Source organism: Paraburkholderia sp. SIMBA_053, from assembly GCF_046534895.1.
GTDB classification, from domain to species: Bacteria; Pseudomonadota; Gammaproteobacteria; order Burkholderiales; family Burkholderiaceae; genus Paraburkholderia; species Paraburkholderia caledonica.
Genome location: NZ_JAWRXU010000006.1, coordinates 1 through 15,645 on the forward strand (window position 1 = coordinate 1; position 15,645 = coordinate 15,645).

A 15,645-nucleotide genomic window follows, 5' to 3' on the forward strand; every position below is an offset into this window, starting at 1 on the left:
ACACCACCCACACCACCCACACCACCCACACCACCCACACCACCCACACCACCCACACCACCCACACCACCCACACCGCCCACACCGCCCTCCCCATTCGCCCCATGCCCACCGCCGACATACGCCGCGCGCACATCGCCATTCTCCACATACGTCGGCTCATGCAACCAGCGCCATGCCAATGCCGCGGTTATCGCGCAACTCAGCGCCAGCAACGCATAAACACTCACGAAACCGAATCTCGTTGCAAGCGCCGGCAGCAACAGCGCGCCGAGTCCTCCACCTGCGGGGACAGCCGTCTGGCGAATGCTCATGGCCAGTCCGCGCTCGCCCTCGCGAAACCACGCCATGACCGCGCGGCCGCTCGAACCGTTGACGCTGCCGCCGAGCAGACCCACGAGCAACAGCCCGAGCGCAAGCGTCGTCACGCGAGGCACATGCGACCCGGACGGTGCCGCGAACAACGCCAGGCCGGCCAGCGCCGCGGCGGTGGAAAGCAGACCCAGCAGCAGCACGCGACGGTCGCCCCACCGGTCCGTCAAGAGTCCCCACGGCAGTTCGCTCACCGCGATGCCCAGGCCGAGCATGCCCAGCACAAGCCCGAGCCCTTCATTGCCGAGGTGATAACCCGAGCGCAAGTAAACCGCCGTGGTCGGAACACCCGAGAATGCGGCCGAAAAGCTCGCGTTGGCGGCAAAGCCCACGCCCAATACCTTCCACCGGTGGCTCGCCCCTAGGCCGCCCGTTATCTGGCCGCCTGCCCGTAGTGCGTTTTCCATGTTTCCTCCGCAATGAATTCGGAGGTATGCTACGGCGACGCCTTCTATCGGAAAAGCCGGAAATACAGATGCCATCCATCGGGAATAACGAAACATGAGCCAGCGCGGATTCGACCTCACGCAACTACGGACCTTCGTCGCCGTCGCTGAATCGGGCAGCGTCTCGGCAGGCGCGGAGCGCGTGTTCCTGTCGCAATCGTCGGTGAGCGAGCAGTTGAAAAAACTCGAGGAGCGCGCAGGCCAGCCGCTCTTCGTGCGCAGCAAGCAGGGCGTGAGCGCGACTCCCGCGGGCAGCCGCCTGCTGGAGCACGCGCTTCGCATCATCGCGATGAGCGAAGCGGCGTTCGAAGACCTCCAAGGTCGTTCGCTCGATGGCGAACTGCGCATCGCGATTACCGACTACTACCGTCCGCACGACATCGCTCGCATCCTCAAGACGTTCTCCGAGCAGCACCCGCGTCTGAAGCTGCATGTCACCGTGCTGCCGAGCGCCGTGATCGACAGCAGCGCCGGCGACGACGCATCGTTCGACATCGGCCTCTCGTTGCGGCTCGTCACGGGCAACTCTCGCGCGTCGAGCGGGCGCAGCAGCGCGCAGAGCACCGTCGTGCGCCGCGAGAAATTGCTGTGGGCAAGCGCATCGGATGCGAGCCCGCGACCGGTCGCGCCGTATCAACTGGTGCTGTTGCCCTCGAGTTGCCAGTTGCAGCGCTTCGTCGTGAAGCTGCTCGACGAAAACAAGGTGTCTTATGTCGTGTCGCATTCCGCCTCGGGCGTAGCCGGATTGCAACTCGCGTTGAAGGCTGGACTCGGCATCTCGTGCCTGAACGAATCGTCGATTGGAGCAGGTGTGGTCGCATGCCCGCCTGGCATTGGCCTACCCGCATTACCCGCCGTCGAGTTTCATTTGCTGCCCGGGCGGATCGGCGAGAGCGAACGTGTGACCAATGCGCGCACCGCGTTGATGAGACTCTTCAATTGAGCACATCAGACCATCACATTCGCGCGCTAACGTCCATTTGCATGCGGCGTGAATAGAAGTGTTGAAAGCGTTCTGAACGCCGCCTATGATGATCAGAGACGAAGTCAGCCAGCCTTATTGTTTCGTCATTGACGCTCCGAATGGATTGCTGCAGTCTGACATATGCAGTCGGACATCAACGTGTCGATGCAGCAACGGGAAAGCTGCCGTCCTTCGCGCTTACGTGTGTCAACGCGTTCTTTGACGAGCCATTGAATCGCAGCGGCGAACCGACGTTTCGCCATCCACAATAAGTGCCCTTTCATTGCCGTTTGCGCTGTCGCGATAGAGAAAAAAGGTAGACCCGCTGAGCATGGCGAACCAGGCTGGAAGCGAATCCAGCCGTCAATGCGGGCGAAGCAGATCGACAAAAAAACGTTCCCCAGCGAGGCCCGACGTGCATCGTAGAGCTATGGGATTTGCGCTTCTGTTCGTGCTTTACGTCTTATGGAACGGCGCGGCGCTCGCGGCTACCAGCGCGCCCGGCCCCATGCCCTCGGCCATGGACGAACGCGTGCGCGCCTGCACCTCCTGTCATGGCGTGCAGGGCCAGGGCCTCAACAACGATTACTTCCCGCGCATCGCCGGCAAACCGGCCGAGTATCTGTTCAATCAGCTAACAGCGTTTCGCGACGGCGGCCGCACCTATCCGCCGATGGGTTATCTGGTCGCGTTTCTTCCCGACGACTATCTGCGCAAGATCAGCCAGTACTTCGCCGATTTGCAGCCGCCCTACCCGAATGCCGATCAATCGAACGTCGCGCCCGCCGTGCTCGCCGCGGGCCAGCGACTCGTCATGCAGGGCGACCCGGCGCGCAAGATTCCCGCGTGCATCGCATGTCATGGAGCGCGCATGACGGGGCAGCAACCTGGCATTCCCGGACTGCTCGGTTTGCATGCGAGCTACATAGCCGGGCAGATGGGAACCTGGCGCTCCGGCACACGTCACGCGCTCGCGCCGGATTGCATGCGGTCAATCGCCGTCAAGCTGACCGACAAGGACATCACCGCCGTCTCGACCTGGCTCGCGCGGCAGCCGCGTCCAGCCGACCCGCGGCCCGTGCCGGCGTCTGCGGAGCGCTTGCCTCTCGCATGCGGGAGCCAACCGCAATGAAAACGACACTTCGTTCGCTGCGCGTGCTCTCACGTAAGTTGCACCGCTCGCTCCTGCCACTGGTTGCCGCCGCAGCACTGGTGACCGGCAGCGCGCCACTGCACTCGCTTGTCACCGAAGCTCGCGCCGCCGACAGCACCACTGAAGCCAAGGCCAATACCTCCGTCGACAACCGCACGGACATCGTCAAGCGCGGCGAATATCTTGCGCGCGCGGGCGACTGCGTGGCCTGCCACACCGCACCGCGCGGCAGGCTGTTCGCCGGGGGCCTCGCGATGGACACGCCGTTCGGCACGCTCTACTCGCCGAACATCACGCCAGATGCGCAGTACGGCATCGGCACTTGGAGCGAGGACGCCTTCTTCCGGATGATGCGCACCGGCATCACGCCCGAGGGCAAGCTGCTCTATCCCGCCATGCCGATTGCGCAGTACACGAAGGTCACGCGTGAAGACTCGAACGCGATCTTCGCTTTCCTGAAATCGGTCGAGCCAGTGCGCACGCCGAATCGCAAGCACACGCTGCGCTTCCCGTTCAATCAGCGCAAATTGCTGTACGGCTGGCGCACGCTGTACTTCCGCGAAGGCGAATTCAAGCCTGATCCGACCCGCTCCGTCGAATGGAATCGCGGCGCGTATCTCGTTGAAGGGCTCGGGCACTGCACGATGTGCCACACGAAGATCAACATGCTCGGCGGCTCTTCACAAAGCGAGCAATTTGCCGGCGGGCTGATTCCGGTGCAGAACTGGTACGCGCCGTCGCTCACTTCCGACAAGGACGGCGGACTCGGCGACTGGAGCATCAAGGACATCGTCGACCTGTTGCAAGCGGGCATTTCCGATCGCGGCGCTGTGTACGGCCCAATGGCCGAAGTCACTTATCACAGCCTTCAATACATGACCGACGAAGACGTCAAGGCAATGGCGGTGTACCTGAAGACGTTGCCGGACAATCGCGGCCGCAAGTCCGGGCCGACAGCGCCGACCGGCACCAACGTGTTCGCGCTCGGTGAAAAGATCTACGCCGACAAGTGCGCACTGTGTCATGGCGCAAAAGGCGAAGGACAGTTGCAGCACTATCCGCCGCTCGCGGGCAACCAGTCGATCGAAATGAACTCCGCGGTCAATCCCATCCGCATCGTGCTGAACGGCGGCTTCCCGCCTGGCACGAAGCGTAATCCCGAGCCCTACGGTATGCCGCCTTTCGCGCAGGAACTGAACGACACCGACGCGGCCGCCGTCATTACCTATATCCGTACAGCGTGGGGCAATCATGGGACGCCGGTCACCGCCCGCGATGTCAACGAACTGCGCAACGCGCCGCTGCACTAGCCGCCGCACCGGCAACAGGAGAAGCCCCAGATGGAAGCGAACGATACGCGCGCCGCGCTCCCTCCCACCGACGACGAAGTAGAACGCGTGGTCGTCGCGGGTCCGCATGGTGCGATCGCCGTCGCAGGCGTGGCCACGCTGATCGTCATGGCGATCTGGTTCGGCTTCTACTTCCTCGTGTTTCTGCCGCGCGGCGTCGTGCACTGATCATGTCCACTCATTCCCCCGACTCCCAACACCAACCGGGCAGCGGCCACACCGTCGCGCTACGCGCCGAGCGCCGCTGGGCGATCTTCGTCGGCGCGCTGATCGTGCTGATGCTGGCCGTGATCGTGTACTCGGGGCTCCACTGGGCGATGATGCCGCCATCGCGTGTGGAAACGATCGACCCGTCCCGTCTGCAACTGTCGGGCGAATTCGTCGAAGACAATCTGGGCAGCGCGGTCGAGCCGGACGGCTCCGTGGTCGTGCGTTTCATCGCGCAGCAGTACTCGTTCACACCGCAATGCCTGCTCGTGCCCGCCGACACTCCGATCACGATCCGAACCACCAGCGCGGACGTCGTGCACGGTCTGCTCGTCACCAACACCAATATCAACACGATGGTCGTGCCCGGCTACGTGGCCACGTTGAACACGCGCTTCGACGCGCCCGCCGATCACACCATGCCCTGTCACGAGTTCTGCGGCTTCGGCCATCAGGCCATGTGGGCGCATGTGAAAGTGATCGACAAAGCCGCCTTCTTCGAGCAGGCCCGACAATCACGGAGGCTGAGCTGTGTTTCACGCTAAGCGACTCGTTCTCGCGCATTTCTGGCTCGCCTTTATCGCGTTTATCGTCGCGCTGTTTCTCGGCGCCTGGCAGATGCTCGTGCGCAGTCCACTCGCGCCGTGGATCGGCGACCCCGAGCTGTACTACCGCTCAGTCACCGCCCACGGTTCAGTGATGGCCTACGTGATGCCGACTCTGGTGTCGATGGGCTTTGGCTACGCAATCGTCGAGCTTGCGCTCGCGCAGCGCCTCGCGGGCCTGAAGTGGGCATGGGCCGCCTTCATCATGCTGGCGGTCGGCGCGGTGATGGCGATGGTGCCCGTCGCACTCGGCAAGGCCTCGGTGCTCTACACGTTCTATCCGCCGATGATCGGCAGTCCCTTCTATTATCTCGGCGTGGTGCTAGTGGTAGTCGGCTCGTGGATCTGGGTCGCGTTGATGCACGTGAACCTCGCCATATGGCGGCGCGCGAACCCCGGAAAGCCGGTACCGCTCGCGATGTTCGCCAATGTCGCCGGCGCATATCTATGGGCATGGACGGCCGTCGGCGCGGCGCTCGAAATCCTGCTTCAGATTCTGCCGGTTGCGTTTGGCCTCAAGAATACGATCGACGCAGGCCTGTCACGTGTCCTGTTCTCGTGGACGCTGCATGCCATCGTCTACTTCTGGCTGATTCCCGCCTATATCGCGTACTACACGCTCGTGCCGCGAGCCATCGGCGGGCGGCTCTATAGCGATTCGATGGCGCGCGTATCGTTCATCCTGTTCCTCGTTTTCGCTATGCCGATCGGCATCCACCACCTGTTTGCCGATCCGCAGATCGGCTCCGGTTTCAAGTTCCTGCACGCAGTGTTCACAGGGATGGTCTCTGTGCCCACGCTGCTGACGGTGTTCACGATTTGCGCGTCGGTGGAAATTGCCGGCAGGCTGCGCGGCGGTAAGGGTGCGTTCGGCTGGCTCACCGCATTGCCCTGGCAGAACCCGATGATGCTCGTCGTCGCGTTTTCGTTCATGATGCTGGGGCTCGGCGGCGCCGGCGGTCTGATCAACATGAGCTATCAGTTGAATACCACCGTGCACAACACGCAGTGGGTGACCGGACACTTCCATCTGATCTTCGGCGGCGCAATCGTCATCATGTATTTCGCGATCGCGTATGAACTGTGGCCGCAACTCACCGGCCGCGCAATCGTGTCGATGAAGCTGGTGCGCACGCAACTGTGGCTGTGGTTCATCGGCATGCTGGTGGTCACGCTGCCGTGGCATTACGTCGGCCTGCTCGGCGCGCCGCGCCGCATGGCTTACTATGACTACAAGATGCCGGGCCTCGAATCGCAGGCGTTCTGGGTCAGCATGTCGGCGGTCGGCGGAGTGGTTCTCGCCATATCGGGCGCGCTCTTCATCTACATTCTGGCGAAGTCGCAGTTCGGGCCGGCGGTTCCGCAGCAAGGCTTCCGTTTCGCGAGCGCGGTGCATCCGGTCGAACGCGTGCCCGCCGCGCTCAATAGCTTCGGCTTGTGGGTCGCGTTGATGATCGGCCTGACCGTCGTCAACTACAGCGTGCCCATCGTCCAATTGCTCAAGCTGCCGCAAACGTCCGTGCCCGCGGTGGTGGTTGGAGCACAGCGATGAATCAGGAACGCGTCTTCAGCTTGCGAAATCCGTGGTTCACGGTAAGCGTGGCCGGCACGCTCGCGCTGGCCATCGTGTCGTTGCTGATAGGTTTCATCTGGCTGCCTTCGGCGAATAGCGCATTCGCGAACCGCAGCTTATGGGCGACGATCTGCAGCGCTGCGGGCGCGCCGTCGAGCTGGTACAGCGGTACCAACATTGCAGGCCGGGCACCGAGCGACGTGGTCGTGCTGCCGCCGCTGCGTCGCGTGCGGGCCGACGCCGATTCGATCGGGCGCGGAGCAACCCTCGCCACGCAGAAATGCTCGATGTGTCACGGCGTGCTCGGTACGGTGCAGGTCACGGCGCCCGCGCTGGCCGGTCAATATGCGGACGCCGTCTACAAGGAGTTGCGCGATTATCAACAAGGCGTGCGGCAGAACGCGGTAATGCAGCCGATCGTCGCCGCTCGCAGCGATCAGGACCTGCACGATCTCGCGGCTTACTACGCGTCGCTGCCACGCGGTCCCGCCGCGGAAGTTGCGCCCACCGGCAGCACGCCCGATGCGAACGCAGTGCGGCTGGCCATGCAGGGCGATCCGCAGCGCAACATTGCGCCATGTGCGGCATGTCACGGGCAACTGGATCGCAAGGGGTCGGCGCCGTGGCTTGGCGGCCAGTCGTCGATTTACCTTGCGGCGCAGATGCGAGCATTTGCTTCTGGCGCACGCCGCAACGACATCAACGAGCAGATGCGCAATGTCACGCGGCACATGACATCGGCGGAGATTGATAGTGTCGCGAAGTACTACGCGGGTATGCAGTAGAGCGAATGATTTGGGCGCGTGCGTTGCGGTGCACTGTGGTTCGCTGGGGCGCGCGACCGTAAAGTGCGATGCTCTGGGCAGGGCGCGACGCCCCCGGCCCCGCGGTGAGATGCAGCGCGCTGCCGCCTAACTACACGCGCCACGAACCTAACGCAACGCCGCCCGCGCATGTATCAAGCAACCACCAGTTCGTCCGCGCCGTTCGCTGCACGTTTCGTTGCAGCGCTCTGACCGTTGCGCGAGCCGGCCAGGCCCCGCGACGACGAACCGCCTTCCGTCTGGAACACTGCCACGGCCGATGTGAGCCTTCTCGCCTGCTCCTCCAGCGAGCTTGCCGCGGCCGCGGCTTGTTCGACCAGCGCGGCGTTCTGCTGCGTGACCTCGTCCATTTGCGCGACGGCCAGATTGACCTGGTCGATGCCGGTGCTCTGCTCGGTCGCGGCTGCGGCGATCTCGCCCATGATCGAGCTGACTCGCGAAATGGCCTGGACGATTTCGGTCATCGTCGAGCCGGACCGCTCGACCAGTTGTGAGCCGTTCTCGACGCGCGTAGTCGACGCTTCGATCAACGCCTTGATTTCCTTCGCGGCCGCGGCGCTTCGCTGGGCCAGCGAACGCACTTCGCTCGCGACGACCGCAAAGCCGCGGCCCTGCTCGCCGGCGCGCGCCGCCTCGACCGCAGCGTTCAGCGCGAGGATGTTCGTCTGAAATGCGATCCCTTCGATCACGCCGACGATATCCGCAATGCGCCGCGAGTCGTCGACGATCTCGTGCATCGTGCCTACCACCTGCTCGGTCAATTCGCCGCCCTGAGCGGCGAGCGTCGACGCGCCCTGCGCAAGCGAACTCGCCTGCTTCGCGTTGTCCGCGGTCTGTTTCACCGTCGACGTGAGCTGCTCGATGCTCGCCGCCGTTTCTTCCAGCGACGCCGCCTGTTCTTCGGTACGTTGTGACAGATCCGTATTGCCCGCGGCGATTTCGCTTACGCCGCTGTCGATCGATTCGGTGCCTTGACGCACCGAATTCACGGTCGCGATCAGCGACTCCTGCATCTTGCGCAGCGCGGCGGCGAGGCGGCCCATTTCGTTGCTGCTCGTGACAACAATCTGCCCGGTCAGGTCGCCATTGGCGATCCGCTGGAACTGGGCGATGGTGGCATCGACCGGACTCACGATTGCGCGCACCAGCACCGCGCGACCGAGCAACGAACCAAGCAGCGAGATGCCGATGCCGATCGCCACCGTTACGCAGATCGCGTAAAAGAGGGCCTGTGCGCTCTGATAGCGCTGTTCGGCGTGGTCGAGCTGCAACTGTTCGAGCGCGAGCATCGCCTTTTCGAACGAACTGTACAGAGACGGCAGCTTCTTCGCCTGCAGTTGCTGGAACGCGGTGCGGTCGCCCGCCTTGAGTGCGGCCAACGCCGGCTCGACACCCTCGCGAAGGAACGTGTCGCGCTTGTCCTGCATATCCTTGATGAGGCGCTGCTCGTCGGCCTCGGCGCTCGCGCGGCTCACATAGTGGGCAAGCCGTTCATTCGATGCTTTCTGGTACTGATCAAAACGCTTGAGCACAGCGTTTGCGCCGTCCTGGTCGTTGAGATCGACGAGCGACGCATAAGTGGCCAGTGCGAGGCGCAGACGCAACAGCTGGCCGGCGCTGCCTTCGAGATCGGCGACGGCGGGCGTGTCCACGGTGTACATCTGTTGCAGGGACGCGTTGCTCGAGCGCAGCGACAGAAGCCCGGCTGCAGCGCCCAGCAGCAGGGCGGCGGCAAAGAACGCGATCATCAGGGTAAGGCAACTGCGAATCGACAGATTTTTCAGCATCGGGCTAGTCTCCATTTGGGCCGCCTGACCGAATGTTCAGTGAAATACGCGTCGGCCATGCATGCTGCGCCCAGCCCATTCGGCATGGTCCGCAACCGTTTTTGTCAAAAATTAAGCGAATGCCACAGATAGGGACTACGGCTGAATCGCTAAAAACTTTATGGTGGATGGCGTACGCTTTTGCGTCACATCAAATTACAAGCGGCGCGAAGCCGCCCGAACGCCGGCGATAGCGGGACTGCCGAGTTTCAGGCGTCCTACCTAAGCCGGATGGCAGTCGATGCAAATGTCATAGGAGCACTTCTATGTCTGAAATAGGCTCGGCTCTGGTGGTTTTCATTCTCCTGCTCGCGACCACCGGCATCGGCGTGTGGGTGCGCCCGCTCCTGCCCGAGGAGCACAAGGCACACGAGACCGTGCAACTCGTGCAACTGGTGATCGGCATGCTCGTGACGTTTGCCGCACTGGTGCTTGGTTTGATGACCGCGTCGGCGAAATCCAGCTTCGACACGGCGTCAAATGACTTGCGCACCTTTGCCGCCGACATCATCGAACTGGACACGACGTTGAGGGATTACGGCAGCGACACCGAACCGGCGCGCAACCTCTTGCGCGTCTACACGGCCGCGGCAATTGCATCGACGTGGCCGAACGAACCGGCTCCTACGGGCGACTACCCCACCCACCTCGGCTCGCCGGACAACTCGCAGAAGCTGGAAAACGTGCGGCTCGGCGAAATGCTGACGTCGGTAGGCCGGCAATTGCGGCAGTTGCGCGCGCGTGATCCGCTGCAACAGCACGCGCTCGACGACGGCCTGACTCAATTTCGCCGCGTGGTGGATGCGCGCTGGAAGATTATCGAGGAAGCGCACAGCTCCATCTCGCAGCCCTTCCTCAAGACGCTGACGTTCTGGCTGTGCGTGATATTTCTGAGCTTCGGGCTCATCGCGCCTCGCAATGCGCTGGCGCTCGTGACAATCTCGCTTGGGGCTGTGTCGATTGCGTCGGCGATCTATGTAATCGTCGATCTTGATACGCCGCTCACCGGGCCGATCATGATCTCCAGCTTGCCGATGCGCGATGCGCTGGAGCATTTGAGGCGATAGCGACTGCTGAAAAGAAAAACCCCGCTGAGGAAGCGGGGTTTTTTGCTGGTTTTGTGGTACGGGTGGTCAGAACGGAATATCGTCATCCATCTCGTCAAAGCCGCCGCCGGCCGGTGCGCTCGGACGGCTGGAGCCACCACCGCTCGCGCCGCCACCGCTGCCGCCGCGCGAACCGCCACCCGACATAGCACGGCCGCCGCCACCGCCGCCACCGCCGCCACCGCTGCGCTCCGACGGCTCGCCACGGCTGTAGCCGCCTTCGTCGCCGCCGCCCATGGAGCCGCCACGACCGCCCAACATTTGCATCTGCTCGGCGACGATTTCCGTCGAGTAACGGTCGGTGCCGTCCTGTGCCTGCCACTTACGGGTGCGAATGCGCCCTTCGAGGTAAACCGACGAGCCCTTCTTCAGGTATTCGGAGACGATCTCGGCGAGGCGGCCGAAGAACGACACGCGGTGCCATTCGGTCGCTTCCTTCATTTCACCGGACGCCTTGTCCTTGTACCGATCCGTCGTTGCAAGGCGGATATTCGCCACTGCGTCGCCGCTCGGAAGATAACGGACTTCCGGATCGGCTCCGAGATTGCCGACGAGAATGACCTTGTTCACGGATGCCATGAGTTTCTCCTGTTGATTCCATTTCGGGCGGCCCGGCAACACAGTTCGCCTCTCACGCCTGACCGGCCCGAGATCAAAAGTGTGCCTCTGCCCGCCGCCGGGTGAGTTCTGGGTGATGCCGGGACACGCCCGAGTCGCCGCGTATGTTCTGCGAGTGTTCCGCGCGTGTCACGAGGACGCTTTACGCGGCGGCTGTTTCATCTTTGCGGCGATTATAAGCCAGCAAAAGACGAGCCCCGAGCAAGTAAAGAAGACCGCGCTCTGACCGTCCGCTTTGAGCAACCAGCCGCCGATCATGCCACCCAGCGCAAGACCGATGGACTGCGTGGTGTTGTACACGCCGGCTGCCGCGCCCTTGCGGTTGCCCGGCGCCAGTTTCGACACCAGCGAAGGCTGCGACGCCTCGAGAATGTTGAAGCCCAGAAAGTACACAAAAAGGATGGCCGCCACACTCAGAATCGTATGCGGAGCCACGCCCAATAACAACTGTCCGATCAGGATAAGAGCGATGGCCGAGAGCAGTACGATCTTCATCTTGCCGCGCTTTTCAGCGGCGATGATCGCGGGCACCATCATCACGAACGACAAGCCCATGACCGGCAAATACACTTTCCAGTGCGATGCGACCGGCAGGCCGCCGGCTTCGAGAATGCGCGGCACGACGAGGAACAACGCCGTCTGCGTGGCGTGCAGCACGAGCACGCCGAAGTTCAAACGCAGCAGCTCGACGTTGTGCAGCACTTCGGCGAACGGCGCCCGCACATGCACGGGCTTCGGCGCATCGGGCACGACCCACAGCACCACGCCGACGGCGAGAATCGAGAAGACGCCCACCAGCGTGAAAAGACCGCTCATGCCGACCCAATGGAAAACGATCGGCGCGCCGACAATCGCCACCGCAAAGGAAATGCCGATGCTGCCGCCGACCATGGCCATCGCCTTCGTGCGGTGCTCTTCGGCAGTCAGATCGGCGATGAAGGCAATCACCGCGGACGACACCGCGCCCATGCCTTGAATCACCCGGCCGACGATAATCCACGTCATGTCGTGCGCGCCCGCCGCGACAAAGCTGCCGAGCGCGAAGATCAGCAGGCCCGCAGCAATGACCGGCTTGCGGCCGATCTTGTCGGAGACCCAGCCGTAGAAAATGTAGAGCATGGACTGCGTCACGCCGTAAGCGCCCAGCGCGATGCCGACGAGCAGCACGTTTTCGCCGCCGGGAATGGTCTTCGCGTAGATCGAGAACACCGGCATGATCATGAAGAGCCCGAGCATGCGCAGCGCGAAGATGGCGGCAAGCGACACGGTCGCGCGCAGTTCAGGCGCGCTCATGCGTGAAGAGGTGGCAGACGGATTGGACATCGGAAGCGTTCTTTGAATGAGCTGGCTGACGCACCGGGGGCACCGGGGCGCCACGACCGGACGGCTTTCCATGGGACGGCCTGCAGACGGTGCGGCACTGCCGCTCGAGCCAACCGGGCAGCCTGCAGCGTTCCCGCTCCGCGCTGACCGCACTCCTGACCCTTCGGCTCTCGCGCCTTTGCGGCCGCGGCGCGCTTCGCGGCGCCTTGTACTTGCCGGAAACGGCCCCAGTTAGACCTTTTCCCGCTAGCGCTGAACCGCGTTCTTACAGCTTGCCTGAGGCGCTGTTCAGGCCTGTTCGGGCCGTCAGGCAGCCGTAACGGCGGCCTTGAAAAGTCGTTATAGTAGCAGGTTTAGCCTCTTCCTCTTTCCGCAGTTCATGGAATAAATCCGTGGAACAAATCCGTATTCGTGGGGCTCGCACCCACAACCTGAAGAACGTCAATCTCGACCTACCACGTCACAAGCTCGTCGTAATTACCGGTCTTTCCGGCTCGGGAAAATCGTCGCTCGCGTTCGACACGCTGTATGCGGAAGGACAGCGGCGCTACGTCGAAAGCCTGTCCGCTTACGCACGCCAGTTCCTGCAGTTGATGGAAAAACCCGACGTCGATCTGATCGAAGGTCTGTCGCCGGCGATCTCGATCGAGCAGAAGGCCACGTCGCACAATCCGCGTTCCACGGTGGGCACCGTCACCGAAATTCACGACTACCTGCGGCTATTGTTCGCACGGGTCGGCACGCCTTACTGTCCGGATCACGAAATCCCGCTCGAAGCGCAAAGCGTGTCGCAAATGGTCGACGCGGCGCTCGCGCTGCCGGAAGAAACCAGGCTGATGATCCTCGCGCCGGTCGTCGCCGACCGCAAGGGCGAGCATGTCGAGTTGTTCGAGGAGATGCAGGCGCAGGGCTTCATCCGGTTTCGCGTGCGCTCGGGCGGCGGCACGGCCAATGAAGGCGCGGCGAAGATCTATGAAGTCGACTCCTTGCCCAAGCTGAAGAAGAACGACAAGCACACTATCGACGTCGTGGTCGACCGCCTCAAGGTGCGGCCCGACATGAAGCAGCGCCTCGCGGAATCGTTCGAAACCGCACTGCGTCTCGCCGACGGTCGCGCCATCGCGCTCGAAATGGACACCGACAAGCAGCACCTGTTCAGCTCGAAGTTCGCGTGTCCGATCTGCTCGTACTCGCTGCAGGAGCTGGAGCCGCGGCTCTTCTCGTTCAACAATCCGATGGGCGCGTGTCCGGAATGCGACGGCCTCGGCCAGATCACCTTCTTCGATCCGAAGCGGGTGGTCGCGCATCCGTCGCTGTCGCTCGCGGCAGGCGCGGTGAAGGGCTGGGACCGGCGCAACCAGTTCTACTTCCAGATGCTGCAAAGCCTCGCGGCGTTTTACGACTTCGACATCGACACTGCCGTCGAAGACCTGCCTGAAAAAGTCCGCAAAATCCTGCTGTTCGGCTCGGGCAAGCAGGAAATTCCATTCTCGTACATCAACGAGCGCGGCCGCACGTCGGTCCGCGAGCATGTGTTCGAAGGCATCATCCCGAATCTGGAGCGGCGTTATCGCGAGACGGATTCAGCCGCAGTGCGTGAAGAGCTTGCGAAGTATCAGAACAATCAGCCGTGCCCCGCCTGCGCGGGCACGCGGTTGCGCCGGGAGGCGCGCTTTGTGCGCATCGGCACGGACGGCGACGCGCGCGGCATCTACGAAATCAGCGGCTGGCCGTTGCGCGACGCGCTCGGCTACTTTCAGACGCTGCGGCTCGAAGGCTCGAAGCGAGAGATCGCCGACAAGGTCGTGAAAGAGATCGTCGCACGGCTCATGTTCCTGAACAACGTCGGGCTCGATTACCTGTCGCTGGAACGCAGCGCCGAAACGCTGTCGGGTGGCGAGGCGCAACGCATTCGCCTCGCGTCGCAGATCGGCTCGGGTCTGACCGGCGTGATGTACGTGCTCGACGAGCCGTCCATCGGCCTGCACCAGCGCGACAACGACCGGCTCATCGCCACGCTCAAGCATCTGCGCGACCTGGGCAACTCGGTGATCGTCGTCGAACACGACGAAGACATGATCCGCATGGCCGACTACGTGGTCGACATGGGTCCGGGCGCCGGCGAGCACGGCGGCATGGTGATCGCCGAGGGCACGCCCAAACAGGTGCAGGGCAACCCCGCCTCCATGACGGGGCAGTACATGTCCGGCGCGCGCACCATCGAGTATCCGGACGAGCGCAAGGACCCGGACGAGCGGCATTTGCGCATCGTCGAGGCGCACGGCAACAATCTGCGGCACGTCACACTCGACCTGCCGGTCGGCCTGCTCACGTGCGTGACCGGCGTTTCGGGCTCGGGCAAGTCGACGCTCATCAACGACACGCTGTATCACGCGGTCTCGCATCATTTGTACGGCTCTTCCACGGAGCCGGCGCCGTATGAGTCGATCGAGGGTCTCGAGCACTTCGACAAGGTCATCAACGTCGACCAGTCGCCGATCGGCCGCACGCCGCGCTCGAATCCGGCCACTTATACGGGCCTTTTCACGCCGATCCGGGAGCTATTCGCGGGCGTTCCCGCCGCCAAGGAGCGCGGCTACGACCCGGGCCGCTTCTCGTTCAACGTGAAGGGCGGCCGCTGCGAGTCCTGTCAGGGCGACGGCGTGCTGAAGGTCGAGATGCACTTTTTGCCGGACGTCTACGTGCCGTGCGACGTCTGCCATGGCAAGCGCTACAACCGCGAAACACTGGACGTGCAGTACAAAGGCAAGAACATCAGCGAGGTGCTCGACATGACGGTCGAGCATGCGTACGAGTTCTTCAAGCCGGTGCCGGTCGTCGCGCGCAAGCTGAAAACCCTGCTCGACGTCGGCCTCGGCTATATCCGGCTGGGCCAGTCCGCCACCACTTTGTCGGGCGGCGAGGCGCAGCGGGTCAAACTATCTTTGGAACTGAGCAAGCGCGATACGGGTCGCACGCTATACATTCTCGACGAACCCACGACCGGGTTGCACTTTCATGACATTGCGCTGCTGCTGGAAGTTATTCATCGGTTACGCGACCAGGGTAATACCGTCGTGATCATCGAGCATAATCTCGATGTAATTAAAACGGCGGACTGGGTCATCGACATGGGTCCGGAAGGCGGCGCGGGCGGTGGCCAGATCATCGCGCAAGGCACGCCCGAGCAGATCGCGAAGTCCAATGCAAGTTTTACCGGTAGATATCTGGCGCCTCTGCTCAAGCGCGCGGCCAGTAAAAAGTAACGCTGCACAACAC

13 protein-coding genes are annotated in these 15,645 nt (G+C 62.9%); 9 read left to right on the forward strand and 4 right to left on the reverse strand.

Features of this window, described 5'->3' with window-relative positions; all coding sequences use genetic code 11:
- Nucleotides 1-779, reverse strand: a 779-nt coding sequence (locus SB753_RS19440) for an MFS transporter (protein WP_410801383.1), incomplete at its 3' end; no start/stop codon positions are given.
- Nucleotides 780-873: 94 nt separating this feature from the next.
- Between SB753_RS19440 and SB753_RS19445 the strand changes: the two genes are divergently transcribed.
- The 7 genes from SB753_RS19445 to SB753_RS19475 all read left to right on the forward strand — a co-directional run bounded on the left by SB753_RS19445 (nucleotide 874) and on the right by SB753_RS19475 (nucleotide 7,454).
- Nucleotides 874-1,761, forward strand: coding sequence for a LysR family transcriptional regulator (locus SB753_RS19445; RefSeq protein WP_410801385.1), 888 nt, complete (start codon nucleotides 874-876; stop codon nucleotides 1,759-1,761).
- Nucleotides 1,762-2,212: 451 nt separating this feature from the next.
- Nucleotides 2,213-2,914 (forward strand): c-type cytochrome, encoded by a 702-nt coding sequence (locus SB753_RS19450; RefSeq protein WP_392392913.1) that lies wholly within the window; start codon nucleotides 2,213-2,215, stop codon nucleotides 2,912-2,914.
- Nucleotides 2,911-4,245, forward strand: coding sequence for a c-type cytochrome (locus SB753_RS19455; RefSeq protein ID WP_088173161.1), 1,335 nt, complete (start codon nucleotides 2,911-2,913; stop codon nucleotides 4,243-4,245). Before SB753_RS19450 ends, SB753_RS19455 begins: the two co-directional genes overlap by 4 nt.
- A gap of 30 nt (nucleotides 4,246-4,275) precedes the next feature.
- Nucleotides 4,276-4,452: a hypothetical protein gene (locus SB753_RS19460; RefSeq protein ID WP_020066944.1), complete on the forward strand. Its 177-nt coding sequence runs from the start codon at nucleotides 4,276-4,278 to the stop codon at nucleotides 4,450-4,452.
- 2 nt (nucleotides 4,453-4,454) lie between these two features.
- Nucleotides 4,455-5,036, forward strand: coding sequence for a cytochrome C oxidase subunit II (locus SB753_RS19465; protein WP_087754754.1), 582 nt, complete (start codon nucleotides 4,455-4,457; stop codon nucleotides 5,034-5,036).
- Nucleotides 5,023-6,648, forward strand: a complete 1,626-nt coding sequence (locus SB753_RS19470; RefSeq protein ID WP_410801387.1) for a b(o/a)3-type cytochrome-c oxidase subunit 1 — start codon at nucleotides 5,023-5,025, stop codon at nucleotides 6,646-6,648. Before SB753_RS19465 ends, SB753_RS19470 begins: the two co-directional genes overlap by 14 nt.
- Complete coding sequence (locus tag SB753_RS19475; protein ID WP_410801389.1) at nucleotides 6,645-7,454, forward strand: c-type cytochrome; 810 nt, start codon at nucleotides 6,645-6,647, stop codon at nucleotides 7,452-7,454. Before SB753_RS19470 ends, SB753_RS19475 begins: the two co-directional genes overlap by 4 nt.
- Before the next feature lie 173 nt (nucleotides 7,455-7,627).
- Here SB753_RS19475 and SB753_RS19480 read toward each other — a convergent pair whose 3' ends face one another.
- Nucleotides 7,628-9,280, reverse strand: a complete 1,653-nt coding sequence (locus tag SB753_RS19480) for a methyl-accepting chemotaxis protein (protein WP_087754757.1) — start codon at nucleotides 9,278-9,280, stop codon at nucleotides 7,628-7,630.
- A 305-nt stretch (nucleotides 9,281-9,585) separates the two neighbouring features.
- Here SB753_RS19480 and SB753_RS19485 point away from each other — a divergent pair, with 305 nt between their 5' ends.
- Entirely contained in the window at nucleotides 9,586-10,386 is an 801-nt protein-coding gene (locus SB753_RS19485; protein ID WP_087754758.1) for a hypothetical protein, read from the forward strand.
- A gap of 66 nt (nucleotides 10,387-10,452) precedes the next feature.
- On the opposite strand, the gene SB753_RS19490 is transcribed toward SB753_RS19485, so the two are convergent.
- Together SB753_RS19490 and SB753_RS19495 are read right to left on the reverse strand one after the other, a co-directional pair.
- Nucleotides 10,453-11,004 (reverse strand): single-stranded DNA-binding protein, encoded by a 552-nt coding sequence (locus SB753_RS19490; RefSeq protein ID WP_410801391.1) that lies wholly within the window; start codon nucleotides 11,002-11,004, stop codon nucleotides 10,453-10,455.
- A gap of 168 nt (nucleotides 11,005-11,172) precedes the next feature.
- Entirely contained in the window at nucleotides 11,173-12,366 is a 1,194-nt protein-coding gene (locus SB753_RS19495; RefSeq protein ID WP_087754760.1) for an MFS transporter, read from the reverse strand.
- Nucleotides 12,367-12,758: 392 nt separating this feature from the next.
- Between SB753_RS19495 and uvrA the strand changes: the two genes are divergently transcribed.
- The gene (gene uvrA / locus SB753_RS19500; RefSeq protein WP_410801393.1) at nucleotides 12,759-15,632 is read left to right on the forward strand and encodes an excinuclease ABC subunit UvrA; all 2,874 of its coding nucleotides are present in this window, start codon (nucleotides 12,759-12,761) and stop codon (nucleotides 15,630-15,632) included.
- Nucleotides 15,633-15,645 lie beyond the last annotated feature (13 nt).

Coding starts and splice junctions, on each gene's coding strand:
- SB753_RS19445 (WP_410801385.1), top strand. CDS start 874: ATGAGCCAGCGCGGATTCGACCTCACGCAACTACGGACCTTCGTCGCC.
- SB753_RS19450 (WP_392392913.1), top strand. CDS start 2,213: ATGGGATTTGCGCTTCTGTTCGTGCTTTACGTCTTATGGAACGGCGCG.
- SB753_RS19455 (WP_088173161.1), top strand. CDS start 2,911: ATGAAAACGACACTTCGTTCGCTGCGCGTGCTCTCACGTAAGTTGCAC.
- SB753_RS19460 (WP_020066944.1), top strand. CDS start 4,276: ATGGAAGCGAACGATACGCGCGCCGCGCTCCCTCCCACCGACGACGAA.
- SB753_RS19465 (WP_087754754.1), top strand. CDS start 4,455: ATGTCCACTCATTCCCCCGACTCCCAACACCAACCGGGCAGCGGCCAC.
- SB753_RS19475 (WP_410801389.1), top strand. CDS start 6,645: ATGAATCAGGAACGCGTCTTCAGCTTGCGAAATCCGTGGTTCACGGTA.
- SB753_RS19480 (WP_087754757.1), bottom strand. CDS start 9,280: ATGCTGAAAAATCTGTCGATTCGCAGTTGCCTTACCCTGATGATCGCG.
- SB753_RS19485 (WP_087754758.1), top strand. CDS start 9,586: ATGTCTGAAATAGGCTCGGCTCTGGTGGTTTTCATTCTCCTGCTCGCG.
- SB753_RS19490 (WP_410801391.1), bottom strand. CDS start 11,004: ATGGCATCCGTGAACAAGGTCATTCTCGTCGGCAATCTCGGAGCCGAT.
- SB753_RS19495 (WP_087754760.1), bottom strand. CDS start 12,366: ATGTCCAATCCGTCTGCCACCTCTTCACGCATGAGCGCGCCTGAACTG.